Origin of the sequence: Faecalispora anaeroviscerum (genome assembly GCF_947568225.1) — a bacterium.
Lineage (GTDB): Bacteria > Bacillota > Clostridia > Oscillospirales > Acutalibacteraceae > Faecalispora > Faecalispora anaeroviscerum.
The window spans coordinates 2883745-2900979 of the sequence record NZ_CANOOQ010000001.1 but is presented as its reverse complement, the minus strand read 5'-3'; the positions used below and the strand labels follow the sequence as shown (position 1 = coordinate 2900979).

General features: G+C 53.3%; 16 protein-coding genes. 4 read left to right on the top strand and 12 right to left on the bottom strand.

Annotated features, from left to right (window positions below; all coding sequences use genetic code 11):
• Positions 1–578: 578 nt before the first annotated feature.
• Both QOS46_RS14150 and QOS46_RS14145 read right to left on the bottom strand, forming a co-directional pair.
• Complete coding sequence (locus tag QOS46_RS14150) at positions 579–1145, bottom strand: glycerol-3-phosphate responsive antiterminator (RefSeq protein ID WP_283610710.1); 567 nt, start codon at positions 1143–1145, stop codon at positions 579–581.
• 375 nt (positions 1146–1520) lie between these two features.
• On the bottom strand, positions 1521–2267 hold the full coding sequence (locus tag QOS46_RS14145; protein ID WP_283610708.1) for a YitT family protein: 747 nt from the start codon (positions 2265–2267) through the stop codon (positions 1521–1523).
• Positions 2268–2411: 144 nt separating this feature from the next.
• Between QOS46_RS14145 and QOS46_RS14140 the strand changes: the two genes are divergently transcribed.
• From QOS46_RS14140 to QOS46_RS14130, 3 genes are all read left to right on the top strand, one after another.
• Positions 2412–3242, top strand: coding sequence for a MerR family transcriptional regulator (locus tag QOS46_RS14140; protein WP_283610706.1), 831 nt, complete (start codon positions 2412–2414; stop codon positions 3240–3242).
• 226 nt (positions 3243–3468) lie between these two features.
• On the top strand, positions 3469–4299 hold the full coding sequence (locus QOS46_RS14135; protein ID WP_283610705.1) for an aldo/keto reductase: 831 nt from the start codon (positions 3469–3471) through the stop codon (positions 4297–4299).
• A gap of 111 nt (positions 4300–4410) precedes the next feature.
• Positions 4411–5622: a GNAT family N-acetyltransferase gene (locus QOS46_RS14130; protein ID WP_283610704.1), complete on the top strand. Its 1212-nt coding sequence runs from the start codon at positions 4411–4413 to the stop codon at positions 5620–5622.
• Between the two features lie 452 nt (positions 5623–6074).
• On the opposite strand, the gene QOS46_RS14125 is transcribed toward QOS46_RS14130, so the two are convergent.
• The 3 genes from QOS46_RS14125 to QOS46_RS14115 all read right to left on the bottom strand — a co-directional run bounded on the left by QOS46_RS14125 (position 6075) and on the right by QOS46_RS14115 (position 8911).
• Positions 6075–6767, bottom strand: a complete 693-nt coding sequence (locus QOS46_RS14125) for an MBL fold metallo-hydrolase (protein ID WP_283610703.1) — start codon at positions 6765–6767, stop codon at positions 6075–6077.
• Positions 6768–7010: 243 nt separating this feature from the next.
• Complete coding sequence (locus QOS46_RS14120) at positions 7011–7877, bottom strand: EamA family transporter (RefSeq protein ID WP_283610702.1); 867 nt, start codon at positions 7875–7877, stop codon at positions 7011–7013.
• A 197-nt stretch (positions 7878–8074) separates the two neighbouring features.
• Positions 8075–8911, bottom strand: coding sequence for an aldo/keto reductase (locus tag QOS46_RS14115; RefSeq protein WP_283610701.1), 837 nt, complete (start codon positions 8909–8911; stop codon positions 8075–8077).
• Positions 8912–9459: 548 nt separating this feature from the next.
• On the opposite strand from QOS46_RS14115, the gene QOS46_RS14110 reads away from it, so the two are divergent.
• Entirely contained in the window at positions 9460–10650 is a 1191-nt protein-coding gene (locus QOS46_RS14110) for an MFS transporter (RefSeq protein ID WP_283610700.1), read from the top strand.
• Between the two features lie 55 nt (positions 10651–10705).
• Here the strand turns inward: QOS46_RS14110 and trpA are convergent, their stop codons facing one another.
• Genes trpA through trpE form a run of 7 tightly spaced genes read right to left on the bottom strand, consistent with a single transcriptional unit; the run spans position 10706 to position 17184 of the window.
• Positions 10706–11485: a tryptophan synthase subunit alpha gene (gene trpA, locus QOS46_RS14105; RefSeq protein WP_283610699.1), complete on the bottom strand. Its 780-nt coding sequence runs from the start codon at positions 11483–11485 to the stop codon at positions 10706–10708.
• Positions 11482–12666, bottom strand: a complete 1185-nt coding sequence (gene trpB, locus QOS46_RS14100) for a tryptophan synthase subunit beta (RefSeq protein ID WP_283610697.1) — start codon at positions 12664–12666, stop codon at positions 11482–11484. Before trpB ends, trpA begins: the two co-directional genes overlap by 4 nt.
• Before the next feature lie 5 nt (positions 12667–12671).
• Entirely contained in the window at positions 12672–13331 is a 660-nt protein-coding gene (locus QOS46_RS14095) for a phosphoribosylanthranilate isomerase (protein WP_283610696.1), read from the bottom strand.
• Positions 13328–14110, bottom strand: coding sequence for an indole-3-glycerol phosphate synthase TrpC (gene trpC / locus QOS46_RS14090; RefSeq protein WP_283610694.1), 783 nt, complete (start codon positions 14108–14110; stop codon positions 13328–13330). Before trpC ends, QOS46_RS14095 begins: the two co-directional genes overlap by 4 nt.
• On the bottom strand, positions 14107–15132 hold the full coding sequence (gene trpD, locus QOS46_RS14085) for an anthranilate phosphoribosyltransferase (RefSeq protein ID WP_283610692.1): 1026 nt from the start codon (positions 15130–15132) through the stop codon (positions 14107–14109). Before trpD ends, trpC begins: the two co-directional genes overlap by 4 nt.
• Before the next feature lie 14 nt (positions 15133–15146).
• Positions 15147–15713 carry an anthranilate synthase component II gene (locus QOS46_RS14080; protein ID WP_283610691.1) on the bottom strand — a complete coding sequence of 189 codons (567 nt, stop codon included), beginning with the start codon at positions 15711–15713 and terminating at the stop codon, positions 15147–15149.
• On the bottom strand, positions 15697–17184 hold the full coding sequence (gene trpE / locus QOS46_RS14075; RefSeq protein ID WP_283610689.1) for an anthranilate synthase component I: 1488 nt from the start codon (positions 17182–17184) through the stop codon (positions 15697–15699). Before trpE ends, QOS46_RS14080 begins: the two co-directional genes overlap by 17 nt.
• Between the last annotated feature and the right edge of the window lie 51 nt (positions 17185–17235).

Sequence of the window (17235 nt, the reverse complement as noted above, 5' to 3'; positions counted from 1 at the left end):
TACAAACTCCTCCTTCTGTTAATTCAACCTCGTACGTAGCTCTTTTTGTATCGCGCCACCCAAGAGGCGGCTTTCCGAAAGGCCTTGCCTTCCATCACAATCATAGTAATAGGCGCTGGTCACTGCTTTTCCGGGTGTCAAGATTCCCGTTGACAGAACATTGTCAGCGGATTTCCCCACAACCGAACGATAAAACGTCTTGGCTGCGGCGAACTGATCGTACGTCAGATTTTCTTTGCCGACGCACACAGGCCATCAGCGGCTCGCCGTAAACCTACACCATAAGGTTTGCCAGCATTACACTGCCTCCCCTCTTGCCGTATGATGCGCCTACCAGATCAATGCCGCACCCCAGTTTGGAACATCCGTCATCCTTCATACCGATGCCTCCTATTTCCATGTTTTTATATTTTGTGCGTTTGTTCTACAAACGCGGGGCCTCTGTTGTGTTGATTGAGTAGCAAAAAAGAGCAACAAAACCAAAGGGGTATCCCCTTCCCTTTTTGCTGCTCTCATTTCTCGCAATTTATATTCAATTTTTAAATGGATTCTCTTGGCTTTCTATTCAAAGCAATACGCTACATGTTCCAGAGCTTTTTGCAGCTGGTGGAAACCCCCATGGCCCCCATGGCCAAGCTGTCCATTGCGTTCTTTTTGGTACGGATCAGCCCGCCCGCAATGACAGGAACAGACGAACATTGGCTGATCTGATGAATGATTTCCGGCAAGATTCCCGGTAAAATTTCAATCGCGTCTACATCGCTGTTCTTTACGGTTTTATGAACGGTTTCGTAGGATTTGGAATCGAGAAGGAAAAAGCGCTGAATGACGAACACACCCACTTCCCTCGCGTGCTTTGCTACAACAGCCTTGGTCGTAATTACTCCGTCAGGACAAAAATATGTTTTCAAAAACTGAATTCCGCTGCGGTCGTTGGCTACTCCCTCCAGCAGATCGATATGTACATACATCATCTTTCCCGCTTCATGTACCTTATGGATCAGTCCTTTTAATTCACAGATGTTCCCGGACAAAAGGAAGATTACTTCACATGGCGACTGAAGTGCCTCATCCAGATCGGAAGAGTCAAAGATCGCCGCAATGACAGGGTTTCGTTCCAGTGCTTCTATAAATTCCTGGTTCATTTTGCTACCTCATGGTTTCATTTCAATTTTCCGTGCGCTTTGTCTTATATCATTTATATGCGAAAGAAAAGGAAAACTGAATAAAAAAGCGCACAAAAAACGGCCAGGCCGCTTTCTGCACGTCACAATTCTCAACGCAGACATTTGGTACCTATACACAATGCATTTCTTATCTTTTAAGCATTATACCCTGTTTTCGTTTTTAACACAAGCTAAAAAATATACAAAATACACACACTTCATCTGGTGCAATTACCATAAATTAGAGTAATTGGTCTTTGTTGTCGTTTGATAAATTATTCACATAATTTGCTGTTGCCTCTACTGAGCGGCCAGCCAAGGGGTTCCACTCCCAAAAAGATCGGGCATGCCCGATCAACACTCCGTCATTTCCTCCAGCTCCTGCTCAAAGGAGTCCGGCTCCTGAGCGTTTCCCGTCACTTCAGCTGCTTCCGAAGCCTCCCCTTGCTCGTAGCCTGTCTCTTCCTGAAGAGCCGGACTGCGGCCTGCGTTGTGAATAAAGTCGATCAGAAATGACGACACCGTTACCGTCACGAGTGAATAAGCAATGCGCCCCAGCGGAATATAAGAAAGAGAAAACAACAGCACGCTGATGTCCGTTGCGAGGTAGGCCCGCGCTATCCGGCAGCGCGTCACCTTAGAAATGGCAAGCGCCAGTGCGTCATCTCCGCCGCTCGAGCCGCCCTGCTGCAAAATCAGGCCGCAGGCGGTGCCGACGAACAGTCCGCCCAAAATTGCCGCGGGAAGCGGATAAGCGGACAGATCGGGCAGCATGGGCGGAAATTGCTCCCACAGCCGGAAAAACGCCGCCAGGCTGACAGTGGAAACCGCGGAAACCTTGATAAAATCCCACCCCAGCAGCCGGAATGCCAAAGCGTAGCACAAAAGATCCAGCATTGGCGAGAGAACGGACGGAGAAAGGCCCGTCCAATGATTCAACAGAAGAACCAGACCCAACACGCCGCCCTCGGTAATATCCACCCTTTGATGAATATTCGTAATACCAAAGGAACCGACCGCGGTGCCGAGCATAATCAACAACATCCGCTTTGTGGTAAACAATTCCTTGTTTTTTTGATAAAGAGCTTTTAATCTATTCATAACCGTCATCCTAATCTGCCTTTCTGAGCAAGCGCGCATTCAATATAAAGAGCATTGGCTATTTTCCGCTTTGACTACCTTTTCAGTATAAACTCTGGTACAATACGAATGTCAAGTTCCGTTTGTCCGAAAGGAGCCGCTGCGATGAAGGAATTTTATAAAATCAGTGAAATTGCAAAGCTGTACGGAATCGGCGCGGATTCGCTGCGCTACTATGAAAAGATCGGCGTGCTGCGGCCCCGCCGCGCCAAAAACGGCTACCGCATGTACGGCCTCAAGGATATTTACAAGCTGAGCATTCTGCGCGACCTGCGCCGGCTCAATTTTTCTGTGCCGCAGATTCGGGAATATCTGGAGCACCAGAGCATCGACCATACGCTGACAATGCTGGAGGAGGAGCGCCAGCTCCTGCACCGACAGCTGCAGGAGCTGAAAGGCCGGGAGCAATCTCTGCAAAAACGCATTTGTTCCCTCACCGAGGCACAGCGCATTTCACCGGGTGTGTTTGAGGTAAAGGAATTCCCCGCGCGGCCCTGCCTGCGGCTGAACGAATACATCACCCGCGACGAGGAAATGGATTTCGCCATTAAAAAGCTGCACCAAACGCATGAAAGCCGCATTCAGGATTTCGGGAATCAGGCAATCGGCGCGCAGGTTTCCCGTGAGGATTTGAAGAAAGGTCTGGAAAACGTGTTCCGTTCCGTGTTCTTTTTGCTGCCGCCGGGCGATCAGGAGGCTGACTTTACTCTGCCTGCCGGGCCATACCTGACGTACTGCTACCGGGGGGAATACACCCAAAGCCCCGGTAAAATCCGCGAAGCGCTGCACCATGCCGAAGCAAAGCATCTGCGGGTAACCGGTGATCCGTTTGAGCTGTACCTGATCGACAATCGCGACACAATTCTGCCGCAGGAGTTTTTCACAGAGATTCAGATTCCGGTGGAAACAGCTTGCAAAGATAACATAAAAGCATAAGCGAAGCGCTAGAAAAGTTTTTCCCTGATCCTTCCATTTTATAATTGACGAAGACTACCCGAGCGGGGTTATAATAGAATCAAATCACTTGAAAAGCTCCTTTTCATGGAGCAGCCATTCTTCCCCGTCTTAAGCGGGGAAGAATCGTAAAGTCTATTTTTAAAGCTGTAATGTCTAGAACCAGATTACTCCTGATGGTACCAACAGAAAGAGAGGAACGAAAAACATGGAGCTGAGCGACTACAAACTAGGAATGGGCACCTGGCAGATGGCGGAGAACCGCTCCCCCGGCCCGGAAGAACACCGGGCGCTCTCTTTCGGAATAGAAAACGGCCTGACGCTGATTGATACCGCTGAAATGTATGGCAGCGGCAGCGCAGAAGCTTTGGTGGGCGAGGTGATCCGCCCGGTGCGCCGGGATTCTTTGTACCTGGTTTCTAAGGTTTACCCGCACAACGCATCCCGAAAAAAGATGAAGGAAGCGTGCCATGCTTCCTTGCGCAGGCTGGGCACCGATACTCTCGATCTGTACCTGCTGCACTGGCGTGGCAGTGTACCGCTGGAAGAAACCGTTTCAGCCTTTGAGGAGCTGCAGCGGGAGGGTTGCATCCAGCGCTGGGGTGTTTCGAACTTTGACGTTGCCGATATGGAAGAGCTTTGGAGCGTGCCGGGTGGGGATGCCTGCGGTGCGAATCAGGTGCTGTACCACATTGCTTCACGCGGAGTAGAGTATGATCTTCTCCCTTGGCTTTGCGAACACCATGTGCCTCTCATGGCCTATTCTCCTCTGGCGCACAGCGCGTGTTACCGCAGTGCCATCGCGGCAAGTGCAGCGCTCCGCGAGATTGCCGCGGAGAAGAAGTCCTCCGTTTATCAGGTCATGCTGGCGTTTCTGGTCCGGCAGGAAAATGTCATCGCCATCCCGAAGGCTTCTACCGCAAAGCATGTGGCAGAAAATCTGGCCAGCCTGAGCATCCGGCTGACGCCGGAGGATTTGCGTAGAATCGACAAAGACTTTCCCCCGCCAACAGAAAAAGCCGAGCTGGATATGCTGTAAGCGCGTGATTCAATTTTCCGGAGCATGGCGGAGAGTACCGGCCACACCCCAAGGGGATTACCGGAATAACCGTTACGGCGGGAATCGCCCGCCCTTAAAAGGAGTCGTATTATGAGCAGAAGAAAACAGCTGAAAATGAAGTCGGTGAGCGTAAAGCACCTGGAGCAATACAATCAGCTGCTGAGGTATGTGTTTCAGGTCACAGACCGTGAGCTGCACCAGACCGGTTGGGAAGACGAAGAAATTATGAAAACCAAATTCCCGGTGCTGCAGCAGGCCGATGTGCTTGGGTGGTTCGACGGCGACAAGCTGATTTCACAGGTGGCGGTGTACCCGTTTCAGGTGCGTATTTTCGACCGCACCTACGACATGGGCGGCCTGACCGGAGTGGGCACCTACCCGGAATATTCGAATCAGGGACTGATGCACAAGCTGCTCTATCAGGCACTGGAAAATATGAGGAACAAAAAGCAGTCCATTTCTTATTTGTTCCCTTACTCCATCCCTTACTACCGCAGAAAGGGATGGGAGATTATCTCTGACCGCATTACCTATGAAATCAACGATTACCAGCTGCCAAAAAACAAGCAGGTACCCGGTGAGGTGGAGCGCGTGGACCCGGAAAGCAAGGAGCTGCGTCGGGCCTACCACCGCTATGCGATGCAGACGCACGGTGCCATGCTGCGCGACGACCTTGCCTGGGACGAATACTGGCGGTGGGATTTGGATGATTTGATGGCGGCGATCTATTACAACGAAAAAGGCGAACCGGACGGCTACGTGCTGTACTGGATTTCAGACGAGATTTTCCGCATTAAAGACATGATCTTTGTGGACGAAGCGGCCCGCAGCGGCCTGTGGAATTTTATCAGCGCACATTTTTCGATGATCTCGAAGGTGGTCGGCGACATTTACACCGATGAACCACTGGCGTTCCTGCTGGAGGACGCGGACATTAAGGAGTCGATTTCTCCCTACATTATGGCTCGCATCGTCGATATCGAGCAGTTCATCACCCGGTACCCTTTCAAACCGGATACCGGTGTGCGCGAATGGACCTTCACGCTCGACGACCCAATGCTTTCGTGGAACCAGGGCGTGTTCACGCTGAAAATCACTCCGGAGGGCCGGGGGAGCATCACGCGCAGCACGGAACAGAGCATTGACAGAACCGACATTCAAACCATGACAACCATGCTCCTTGGCTACAAGCGGCCCGACTACCTGCACAAAATTGGCCGGATTCACTGCAGCCCCGAAACGGTGGACTTGCTGGAGGACGCCATTGAGCAGCAAACACCCTACTTTTCCGATTATTTTTAATTACTAAGCTTTTAAAAAATAAGAATCTTTTTGTTATAAAAAATTTCATATTTTATAAACATCTTGCACATATTTTTACTGTATTCTTATCTTAAAGAGAAAGAGACTCTGGGGTAGACAAGCTCCCTTTAGTAGCTTTTTGCACACAAACTCCCTTGCAAAATCCGCGCGGGAATCGCCCGAGCAGCCTGCCTGGGAATATCAATGTCAAGTAAGAAGCTCTGTTCCTTTCTCTACCGCCAGAACACCTTGACTGTTGCCCGACAGACCAAGGCCCCAAAGAAGAAATCAAAATAAGCAGCGTGAGTCCGAACTCTTTCGGATCACGCTGCTTTTCCTTTGTTGTGAAAAAATCGGCCGGAGGGCAAATATGCTTCACCACCCGTTCTGCCCTGCTCCGGGTAAACGCCGAGGCAACCAGCGCGGTACCATGGTTACCCTGCGCGTCCGTCTTAAAGAATCCACCGGCCGCCATGGTAACAGACCAGCTCTTTTGCGCCGTACCCCAGAACCTTTTGCATCGATTCCTGCGCCTGTACCAGGTCCAGAGTAAACTGCGGGTTTGCGATCACCGGCGCGCCGTCTTCCAGCGCTACGGCATCACCTGTAATCAGCGTATGAAGCTCCCGTACATACAGCGAGATATGCCCCGGCGTATGTCCCGGCGTCGCAAGCACGGTGCAGCCGCCGCACCAGTCCAGAACATCGCCGTCGTTTACCTCAAGCTCTACCGGAGCGGGCTGTACACTTTTTAAAAGCGCGCAGAATGCCCGCCCAAATTCCTGCTGCTCCGGCGGAAGCTGCTCCTGCATGGCTTCGGCCTGCGCAAGGCGCAGGGACTTTTTTGCACCGGAAATATACGGGGCCTCCTCCCTGCCTGCCACCACCTGAATGCTCGGGTATTTGCTTTTAAACTCCGCCAGCGCGCCCATGTGGTCATGATCCTGATGGGTAATCAGAATATGGGTCAAATCCCCGGCAGAAAAGCCGTTTTCCGCCAGAGCCTGCTCCATTTGGGGCAGAAAGCCGACATAGCCGCAGTCTACCAGAACCAGGTGAGCATCATCCTGTAAAACCACCGGGTGAATGACACTACAAAGCTCCCCAAACTGAGCGCTAATGTTTAATATTGTGAATTGATTCATATTCCCTCTTTCCCCTCTGTTGATACAAACGGAGCCTTTTGTAGTAAATTCGGCTGCTCCGCCCGTCGCCTATAATGATCTTTATTATACCCGCTAAGATCGTTCCTGTCGATTTAAAAACCACACCTAAAAGGAAGCGGTGATTGAGTCGTTTCTACAAACCCACTCGTCCTGCCTATGAAAACACAAGAGCCACCTGCCGTGGTATTTTGCGGCAGGTGGCAATTTTTGACTTATGACTGTTTAAAGCAGCATCAAAAGAGTTCCGCCAATGATTAGCAGCAGGCCAACCAGCGCCTTTTTCGGCAGGTGCTCCTGCAAAAACATGCGTGAAAAAGCAATCGTCACTAGAATGCTTAACTTGTCGATCGGCACAACGACGCTGGCCGGGCCCTCCTGCAATGCCCGGTAATAGCACAGCCAGGAAAATCCTGTCGCAAGACCGGAGAACACGATAAAAAGCCAGCTGCGGCGATCAATCGTATGCAGATGCTCCTGTTTTTTTCGCAGCAGCACAATCCCCCATGCCATGACCAAAACAACAATCGTGCGGATTGCCGTGCCGAGATTTGATTCAACCCCCTGGATTCCCACCTTGGCCAAAATCGAGGTCAGAGCGGCAAACACCGCGGAAAGCACGGCATAAAAGGCCCACGACTTCCCGGTGGAGGGCCGTTCTGCCTCCGTCTCGCCCGGGCGCTGAACCATCAGAACCGTTCCAGCAGCCAGCAGCGCAAGACCGGTTAGCTTCCAAACTCCGGGCACCTCATTCAGAAACAGAAACGCCAGCAGGATGGTTAAAATCGTGCTGCTTTTATCAATCGGTGTCACTCGATTGACAGAACCAAGCTGCAACGCCTTAAAATAGCACAACCAGGAAGCCCCGGTCGCGCCGCCGGACAAAATCAGGAACACCAGACTGCGCCCCGAAACAAGCGTGAGCGCGCATTCGGAGCCAACCAGAAAGACCATCAGCCACGAAAACAGCAGCACAATCACTGTGCGCAGGGCCGTGGCCAGATCGGAATCTACCTTTTGCAGCCCTACCTTTGCAAGAACAGCGGTCATACCGGCAAACAAAGCCGACCCGAACGCGAACAAAATCCACATGGTGTTTTCTCCCTTCCATGCGAAAGCATCGCCTGCCTTATCAAAGGCCGGCGGAACCCTGTTTTTAAACAACAGTATGCCCGGCAACCGGGCAGCTTTGAAAGTAACGGACACTTTCTGCTGTTACAAGTAGAAACAAAAACGTCATGGGCAAAGTCTTTGCACGTCCGCGGCCTTTTTGATATTCTTCGGCAGAATTAGAATTCCTCGTAGCGGCTGGGATCCTGATCAAAGGTTCTGCCGTCCCGGCGGCTGAGTGCGCAGATTTTCTGCATCTCTTCCTCAGAAAGGGCGAAATCGAACACCTCAATATTCTCCTTCTGACGAGCCGGGTCAGACGATTTCGGAATTGGCAGCACGCCGAGCTGAACATGCCAGCGCAGGATAATCTGTGAAATGGTCTTGCCGTGTGCTTTTGCGATTGCTCCAATCACAGGGTCCTGCAAAACGCTGTTCGCGCGCCCAAGGGGGCTCCAGGATTCATTCACGATTCCATGAGCCGTATCCCACGCGCGCTGTTCCGCCTGATTAAAATAGGGATGCAGCTCAATCTGATTGATGCTGGGCGTGACACCCGTTTCCTGAATCAGGCGCTCCAAATGCTCCGGCAGAAAATTGCACACACCGATGGAACGGATCATGCCGCGCTTTTTGGCTTCGATCATCGCCTGCCAGGCCTCTACATACAGGCCGGTTTTCGGGTTCGGCCAGTGAATCAGGTAGATGTCGTAATAATCAAGTCCCGCACGGTATAACGATTCCTCAATGGTCAGCAGGGCTTCCTGATATTTTTGACGACGCCCGGGAAGCTTTGAGGTAACAATCAGCTCGCTTCTCGGTACACAGCTGCTTCTGGCCGCTTCGCCCACAGCGCCTTCGTTTTCATAGTTAAACGCAGAATCCAGCAAACGGTAGCCAATCTCTACGGCGTGCTGAATCGCCTTCACTCCCTCCCTTCCGTTGAGCTTGTAAGTGCCCAGGCCAATGGGCGGGAGTTTTAGGCCGTCGTTCAGGACAAATTCCTTTGCTTGCATAACAGACACCTCCTGAATTGATTGTCCCCCTTTCGGGGGCTATCTCTCTATTTCACATTCAGTATAGTGACGCGAAAGCCGTTTGTCAACGAGCAACCAATAGGTCAAATTTGAAGTGGATGACGGGAAGCTCTCGGTATCATACACCGCAAGTGCTGTATAGAAGCACGCATCAAACCAGTCAAAAAATCGTCTATCTTCCTCCCTATGTCAATTCATTTTTGGAAATATGCTTTCCATTTTTATGGAAAAATGTTATAAATAGAGTGATCTCATCAACTATGTTAAATTTATATCCTTGAAATTCTCTGCTGTTGAATCGGCTGACAAAGCCGACCGAGCCCGCAGTGCCAAAGCGCTTATGCTTTGGTGCGCATTACTCGGCAGAGCGCTTTCGGCCTTTGATGCACAGTTTCTCGCCACCGAACCGGGAACCCCAGCCAAAGGTTTTTACACAATAAAAAACGAGGGTTTCCCGCAGACCTGAGTTCTCTTACATACGGCCCTTTGGCCGAACAGATCCACACGGGAACAAAGGAGGTCTTCCATTGCAGCAGAATCACAGCCGTTACATTTACTTACTTTCCGCGGGGCATCTTTTTACAGATATGGGCCAAGGTGCGCTCCCCGCTATGCTTCCCTTTTTTATTTCAGCATACCATTTTAATTACGCGGAAGTCGCAAGCCTTGTGCTGGCTTCCACCGTGGTTTCCTCTGTCATACAGCCAATTTTCGGGAGTCTTGCGGACAAAACGCCCCGACCATGGATGATGGCGGCCGGAGTGTTACTGTCTGGCTGCGGCATGGCGGCAACCGGTTTTCTTTCGGACTTTCGCCTGCTGTTTCTATCCATTATGATCAGCGGAATCGGTGTTGCGGCGTTCCACCCGGAAGGCGCCCGAATGGCGAACAAAGTCTCCGGTGACAAAAAAGGAGCGGGTGTCAGCATCTTTTCGTTCGGAGGCAACGCGGGGTTTGCCGTAGGGCCGATTCTGGCCACGGCGTCCATCTCGCTGTTTGGGCTCAAAGGAACAGCGGTTCTGGCAATCCCCTGCGTCTTGATGTTTATCACGATTCTGTCAAAAATCAAAAAAATGAATCAGGCTTCATCCGAACAGATGGTTTCAGAAGTCGTACCTGTAAAACCTGCCGAGCCGGACAGATGGGTTCCCTTTACACTGCTCAGTCTGTTGCTATTTGGCCGTTCCATCGTATTCTGCGGACTGAACACGTTTCTCCCTCTCTTTTTTATACAGGTATTGCAGCAGCCGGAATCTGTGGGCAGCACGATCCTGAGCTTCTACTTTGTGATGGGAGCCGCCAGCACGCTGATTGGCGGTCGGCTGGGAGACCGCTTTGGCTTTGTTAAAATTACCCGCATCGGTTTCACTCTTTTACTGCCGGTGCTGGGTGTACTTACAATGGCTCAGAGTGTCGCGCCCGCGGTACTGCTGTTGATTCCGCTTGCATTCGCACTCTATTCTCCCAACAGCCTTACGGTAGTGCTGGGTCAAAAATACCTGCCCAACCGCATGGGCCTTGCTTCTGGAATCACCCTGGGGCTTTCTGTCAGCATCGGCGGAATGGTGGCGCCTCTTTTGGGGCGTTTGGCCGACGGCTTCGGCCTGATGGCCGCAATGTATGCAATTGCCGCAATTTCTGTGATACCGGCTGTTATGTCGTACACGTTATCGGACAAGGACAAAAAAGAGCCGGCCACACAGGAAATAAATTCCTAAAAAAATATCCCGGAGCTTTATTACAAAGCTCCGGGATACCATTTTTTCAGGCGGTTCAGCACAAACTGCGGACCGCCTCTTTCATTTTTTTCACATAGTCCGCCGCATATGGCGCGGCGTCTCTTCCATGTTGCCCAATGATTTTGACAATGGCCGAGCCGACGATTACCCCGTCGGAAATCGCGGCCATTTTTTGCGCCTGCTCGGGGGTGGAAATGCCAAATCCGATCGCCACCGGGGTATTTGTCACCTGACGAACCAAGGCGGTAATTTCGCCGATATCTAACGAAATCTGTGAGCGGACTCCCGTAACACCCAGCGACGACACACAATACAAGAAGCCTTCGGCCTCTTTAGCGATTCGCTTGACTCTTTCGTGAGAGGTGGGCGAAACAAACGAAATGAAATCCATGCCGTACCGCTTGCAGACCGGCTCGAATTCCTCCTTCTCCTCGAACGGAACATCCGGCAGAATCAGGCCGTTCATCCCGATTTCGGACGCGGTTTTCACAAAGCGTTCTGTGCCATACGAAAACACCACATTTGCGTAGGTCATAAACACCAGCGGAATCGAGACGGTCTTTCGCACGCGGCGCACCATCTCAAAGATGTTGTCGGTCGTAACGCCGTTTGAGAGCGCGCGAAGATTCGCCGCCTGAATCACGGGGCCCTCCGCTGTCGGGTCGGAAAAGGGAATCCCCATCTCAATCACATCCGCCCCCGCTTCCGCGATGGACTGGATCAGGCGCTCCGTCGTTTCCAAATCGGGGTCGCCGCAGGTGAGAAACGCCACAAACGCCTTTCCGTTTGAAAAGGCCTCGTTTAATCTGCTCATTCGCTCAGGTCCTCCCCTCTGTACCGCGCGATGGCCGCGCAGTCTTTATCGCCGCGGCCGGAAAGATTAATGACAAGGATCTGCTCCTTTGCCATGGTCGGGGCGAGCTTCATCGCATACGCAACCGCGTGCGCGCTTTCGATGGCGGGGATAATCCCCTCCATACGAGAAAGGTACTCAAACGCGTCCACGGCCTCGTCGTCGGTCACAGCCACATATTCCGCGCGCCCAATATCGTGCAGGTGCGCGTGCTCCGGGCCGATGCCGGGATAATCCAGCCCGGCGGAAATGGAATACACCGGTGCAATCTGCCCGTATTCATCCTGGCAGAAATACGACTTCATCCCGTGGAAAATCCCCAAACTGCCGGTGGCAATCGTCGCCGCTGTTTCAAAGGAATCCACGCCGCGCCCGGCAGCCTCACAGCCGATCAGCCGCACAGAGGAATCCTCGATAAAGTGGTAAAACGCGCCGATTGCATTCGAGCCACCGCCCACGCAGGCCAGAACCGCGTCAGGCAAGCGCCCCTCCTTTTGCAGCAGCTGCTCCTTAATCTCTTTGGAAATCACCGCCTGAAAATCACGGACAATCGTAGGGAACGGGTGCGGGCCCATCACGGAACCAAGCACATAGTGCGTGTCGGCAATCCGGCCAACCCATTCACGCATCGTTTCCGAAACAGCGTCCTTCAGTGTTGCCGTTCCGCTCGTCACGGGATTCACCTTTGCCCCGAGCAGACGCATCTTATACACATTCAGCGCCTGGCGCTTCGTGTCCTCCTCGCCCATGAAGATTTCGCACTCCATACCCATCAGCGCGGCGGCGGTGGCGGTGGCAACACCATGCTGACCCGCGCCGGTTTCGGCGATTACGCGTGTTTTGCCCATCCGCTTTGCCAACAGCACCTGCCCCAGCACGTTGTTGATTTTGTGTGCACCCGTATGGTTCAAATCCTCACGCTTGAGGTAAATCTTCGCGCCGCCAAGCTTCTTCGTCATGTTCTCCGCATAGTACAGCAGGGAGGGCCGCCCCGCGTAATTGTTGAACAGCTCCGTCAGTTCTTCATTAAACTGCGGGTCGTCTTTATAATGGTGATAAGCCTGTTCCAGCTCAATGACGGCAGTCATCAGCGTTTCGGGAATATACTGCCCGCCGTGAACCCCAAATCTTCCTCTCGACATTCTGCTCACTCCTTTTCGCCGAATGAATCCGGCCGATTTTTTGATTTCTCTTCTCTTGTAATTTCCGCACCTCTCGCCGCGGCGACGGCGGCGAGAATTTTTTCACGGTCTTTCTTTTTGTCTGTTTCCACACCGGAGCTGATGTCCACCGCGTACGGCTCAAACCGCGCAATTGCCTGCGGGATCTTCTGCGGTGTTAATCCCCCCGCCAGAAGAAAGGGACGAGAAAACCCCGAAACTAGCGACCAGTCGAAGGCTTCGCCGGTGCCGGTGCCGTTATCGAGCAATACAAGGTCTGCCGCGCTCTGCTCCGCCGCAACCAAATCCGCCCGGGTACGCACACGGAACGCCTGCCAGACTGGCACACCGGGAATCATGGCTTTCAGCCGCTCCACATCCTCCGTGCTTTCACCTCCGTGAAGCTGAACAATTTGAATCACTCCATTGCGGCACAGGGAAGCCATCTGCTCCTGCGGAGCATTCACGAATACCCCGACAGCCGGTATGGCGGGATTGATCTTTTCTCTGAGTTCCGCCGCCTGCCGCGCCGTCACGTTGCGGTGGCTTTTCTCGAAAAACACAAAGCCCGCGTAATCCGGCTTGGCTTCGTTTACAAATTCGGCGTCGCACGGGCGGTACAGCCCACAGATTTTAATTTTCGTCATTGTGCCGCCCTCCGGAATTCTGTCAGCGCCGCACGGCGGTCCGGCGATTTCATCAGCGCCTCGCCGATCAGCACTGCGTCCGCCCCCGCCGCCTTTAGGCGGGCAATATCCTTCACGCCCGAAACGCCCGATTCCGCGACGAACAGAACGTCCGCCGGGATTTTCTCCCGTAGGCGGGCGGCATTCCCAAAATCAACAGTGAAATTTTTCAGGTTGCGGTTATTGACTCCGATGATTTGTGCCCCGGCCTCTATGGCAGATGCGATTTCCGCTTCGTCGTGCGCTTCCACCAAAGCGGAAAGACCCAGCGCATCGCAAATTGCGAGATACCGTTCAATGGCTTTGGTATCGAGCAACGCACAGATGAGCAGTACCGCGTCGGCTCCCAGCACCTTAGCCTCGTAAAGCTGGTATTCCTCCACTGTAAAATCCTTGCGCAGCATTGGGGCAGCTACCTCGCTCCGGATGGCGCGGAAAACGGCATCCGACCCCAAGAACCACTTTGGCTCTGTCAGGCACGAAATGCAGTCGGCCCCCGCGGCTTCATAATCCTTTGCGATGGCAAGATACGGAAAATCCTCTGAAATAATCCCCTTGGAGGGAGAGGCCTTTTTCACCTCGCAGATGAAGGACACCCCCTCTTTTTGCAGAGCCTTTGTGAATTTCAAATTTCCTTTGGGGAGCAGCAGCGCCGCTTCGCGCAATTCCCCGAGAGAAACAAGCGTTTTGGAGTGCGCCACGCGCTGGGCGGCATAGGCCGCGATTTCATCCAGAATCATGACGCCGCCTCTTCCTTGCGGTTCGATTCCAGAATAAATTCCCGCAACTTCGCCATCGCCCTACCGCTGTCAATCAGCTCCGCCGCTAAACCAACGCCGTCTGAAAGGGATGCGGCTTTGCCGGCAATATACAGCCCCGCTCCCGCGTTGAGCAGAACCGCGTCGCGCTTGGCGCCTTTTATGCCGTTTAAAATATCGAGCGTAATTTGCGCGTTTTCCTGCGGCGTGCCGCCGACCAGCTCAGATTTTTCGCAGGGGGTCAGGCCAAAATTCTGCGGGCGGATCACATAGGTGGTAAACTGATTGCCATTAAACTCACAGACGGTGGTCGGCGACGAAAGGGAGATTTCATCCAGCTTATCCTGCCCGTAAACGACCATACCGCGCCGCACACCCAGGTTTTGCAGCACATGAGCCAGCGGCTCTACCATTTCTTCGGAGTACACGCCCAGCACCTGCAAATTCGCGTGGGCGGGGTTTGTCAGCGGGCCAAGAATATTGAAAATGGTGCGGATGCCCAGCTCCCTGCGCACCGGGCCGACGTATTTCATGGAAGAATGATAGGTTTGCGCGAACAAAAAGCAGATGCCCACGTTTTGCAGCAACGAAACGCACTGCTCGGGCGAAAGGCTGATGTTCACGCCCAGCGCTTCGAGGCAATCCGCCGCACCGCTGCGGGAGGATGCCGCCCGGTTGCCGTGCTTTGCCACTCGTACCCCGCCCGCCGCGATGACAATGGAGGAGGTGGTGGAAATGTTGAACGAATTCGAGCCGTCCCCGCCGGTGCCGACAATTTCGAGCAGATCGTCCGTATAATCGATCGGGAGCGCGTGCGCGCGCATTCCGGCGGCGCAGGCGGTAATTTCTTCAATGGTTTCACCCTTGGCGGAAAGCGCCGCGAGGAACGCTGCGGTTTGCACCGGAGAGGTACCGCCGCTCATGATTTCATTCATAACAGCCATAGCCTCGTCGTAAGTCAGGTCTTTTCGGTCAATTAGTTTTGAGATTGCTTCTTTAATCATGAAAAACGCTCCTTTCACAGCGCGAGGAAATTTTGAATCATCTGCATACCGTTTTCGGTCAGGATCGATTCCGGGTGAAACTGCACCCCGTAAATCGGGAACTCGCGGTGCATCACCGCCATGATTTCGCCGTCGTCGGTTTCGGCGGTAATTTTGAGGCATTCGGGCATCGTATCGCGGATTGCGGCGAGCGAATGGTAGCGCGCCGCCTTGATCTGCCCGGGAAGCCCGTAAAACAGCGGGCATTCCTCATCGAGCATGACAACGGACTGTTTGCCGTGCATCAGCTGCTTTGCGTGGGAAACCGTAGCCCCGAACGCCTCGCAGATGGCCTGATGCCCCAGGCAGACCCCGAGCAGCGGGATTGCCTGCCCCAACTCCTTGGCGGCCCGCACACAAATACCGGCGTCCCCCGGGTAGCCCGGCCCAGGTGAAAGGATAAGGTGCGAGGGAGCAAGCTCTCTCACCTGCTCCACCGAAAGCTCGTCGTTTCGCACGACGCGGATGTCGGGGTTTACCGTACCGATAAACTGGTACAGGTTATACGAAAAGCTGTCGTAATTATCAATCAACAGAATCATCTTCCAACCCTCCCTGTGCGGTTTCCAACGCACTGACAACCGCCCTAGCTTTCTGAATACATTCCTGGTATTCGCGTTCCGGCACGCTGTCGGCTACAATCCCGGCCCCGGAGCGAACGAACACCTTGCCTTTCTTTTTGTAGGCAAGGCGGATTGCGATGCAGGTATCGAGGTTCCCGGTGAAATCGATGTAGCCGATCGCCCCGCCGTAAATGCCGCGTTTGTTATTTTCAAGCTCGTTAATGATTTCGCAGGCGCGGATTTTCGGCGCTCCCGAAAGTGTGCCCGCCGGCAAAATTGAGTCAATCGCGTCCGCCGCGTCACAATCCTCTCGAAGGGTTCCGCGCACCGTGGATCCAATGTGCATCACGTGGGAAAAACGCTCGATCTCCATGTATTTTTCCACTCGCACGCTGCCGAACTCACTAATTCTGCCAATGTCGTTTCGCCCTAAATCGACCAGCATGTTGTGCTCGGCACATTCCTTTTCATCCGCGAGAAGCTCCTGCTCGAGCCGTTTATCTTCCTCGTCTGTTTCACCACGTGGGCGGGTACCGGCCAGCGGGAACGTGTGCAGAACACCGTTTTGCAGGCGAACCAGCGTTTCGGGAGAAGCACCGGCGATCTCGATGTCGTCACTTGAAAAATAGAATAGATACGGCGAAGGGTTTGTTGTGCGCAAAACGCGGTAAGTATCGAGCAGACTTCCCTCAAAATCCGCGTCGAGCCGGTTCGAGAGCACCACCTGAAAAATATCGCCCTCGCGGATGTACTCCTTCGCCCGCTCGACCATGGCGCAGTAGGCGGACTCATCGAACAGCGCGCGCACCGGAGAAGTCATGCGCCCCGGCTTCTCCGCCTTCGGCGCACCATTCAGGAGCAGCTCGCGAAGTTTTTTCAGTTCCATCTCTGCCCGGCGGTACTCCGTTTCCAGATCATTACACCGCGCGTTCACGATTAAAATAATCTTCTGCCGGAAGTGATCAAACGCGATCACCTTATCAAACAGCATCAGGTCCACATCCTGAAATTTCTCTTCGTCGTCTGCGTCCAGCACGAGAGACGGTTCGGCGTATTTGATGTAATCGTAGGAAAAATACCCGACAAGTCCGCCGGTAAATGGCGGCAGGTTTTCCAGGCGCGGGCTGCGGTTATCCGCAAGCACCTGCCGAATGATCTCTTTCGGGTGCTTGGTTTCCACTGTAATGGAGGAACCGGCCCGCAGGGTGAACTCGCCGTCTGTACAGGTTAGCTCGAGCGCGGGGTCAAACCCAAGGAAGGAGTACCTGCCCCAGATGCGGCTGCTCTCCGCCGATTCGAGCAGATAGCAGTGGCTGCTGACATTTTTCAACTTTCGCAGAGCCTCAATGGGAGTGATGCGGTCGGCATACAGTTCGCAGCTGATCGGGATGATTTTAAAATCGCCCGTCTGCGCCAGTCGTTTTGCCTCCGAAAACGCGGGATGTGCCATGTTTCATCATGCCTTTCTATTCGGGCTGTTTACAAAACCAGTGCTAGCCGA

What these genes read in the sequence shown, in the direction of transcription:
- QOS46_RS14150 (WP_283610710.1), bottom strand. Translation starts at nt 1,145, where the DNA reads ATGAACCAGGAATTTATAGAAGCACTGGAACGAAACCCTGTCATTGCG.
- QOS46_RS14145 (WP_283610708.1), bottom strand. Translation starts at nt 2,267, where the DNA reads ATGAATAGATTAAAAGCTCTTTATCAAAAAAACAAGGAATTGTTTACC.
- QOS46_RS14140 (WP_283610706.1), top strand. Translation starts at nt 2,412, where the DNA reads ATGAAGGAATTTTATAAAATCAGTGAAATTGCAAAGCTGTACGGAATC.
- QOS46_RS14135 (WP_283610705.1), top strand. Translation starts at nt 3,469, where the DNA reads ATGGAGCTGAGCGACTACAAACTAGGAATGGGCACCTGGCAGATGGCG.
- QOS46_RS14130 (WP_283610704.1), top strand. Translation starts at nt 4,411, where the DNA reads ATGAGCAGAAGAAAACAGCTGAAAATGAAGTCGGTGAGCGTAAAGCAC.
- QOS46_RS14125 (WP_283610703.1), bottom strand. Translation starts at nt 6,767, where the DNA reads ATGAATCAATTCACAATATTAAACATTAGCGCTCAGTTTGGGGAGCTT.
- QOS46_RS14120 (WP_283610702.1), bottom strand. Translation starts at nt 7,877, where the DNA reads ATGTGGATTTTGTTCGCGTTCGGGTCGGCTTTGTTTGCCGGTATGACC.
- QOS46_RS14115 (WP_283610701.1), bottom strand. Translation starts at nt 8,911, where the DNA reads ATGCAAGCAAAGGAATTTGTCCTGAACGACGGCCTAAAACTCCCGCCC.
- trpA (WP_283610699.1), bottom strand. Translation starts at nt 11,485, where the DNA reads ATGAGCAGATTAAACGAGGCCTTTTCAAACGGAAAGGCGTTTGTGGCG.
- trpB (WP_283610697.1), bottom strand. Translation starts at nt 12,666, where the DNA reads ATGTCGAGAGGAAGATTTGGGGTTCACGGCGGGCAGTATATTCCCGAA.
- QOS46_RS14095 (WP_283610696.1), bottom strand. Translation starts at nt 13,331, where the DNA reads ATGACGAAAATTAAAATCTGTGGGCTGTACCGCCCGTGCGACGCCGAA.
- trpC (WP_283610694.1), bottom strand. Translation starts at nt 14,110, where the DNA reads ATGATTCTGGATGAAATCGCGGCCTATGCCGCCCAGCGCGTGGCGCAC.
- trpD (WP_283610692.1), bottom strand. Translation starts at nt 15,132, where the DNA reads ATGATTAAAGAAGCAATCTCAAAACTAATTGACCGAAAAGACCTGACT.
- QOS46_RS14080 (WP_283610691.1), bottom strand. Translation starts at nt 15,713, where the DNA reads ATGATTCTGTTGATTGATAATTACGACAGCTTTTCGTATAACCTGTAC.
- trpE (WP_283610689.1), bottom strand. Translation starts at nt 17,184, where the DNA reads ATGGCACATCCCGCGTTTTCGGAGGCAAAACGACTGGCGCAGACGGGC.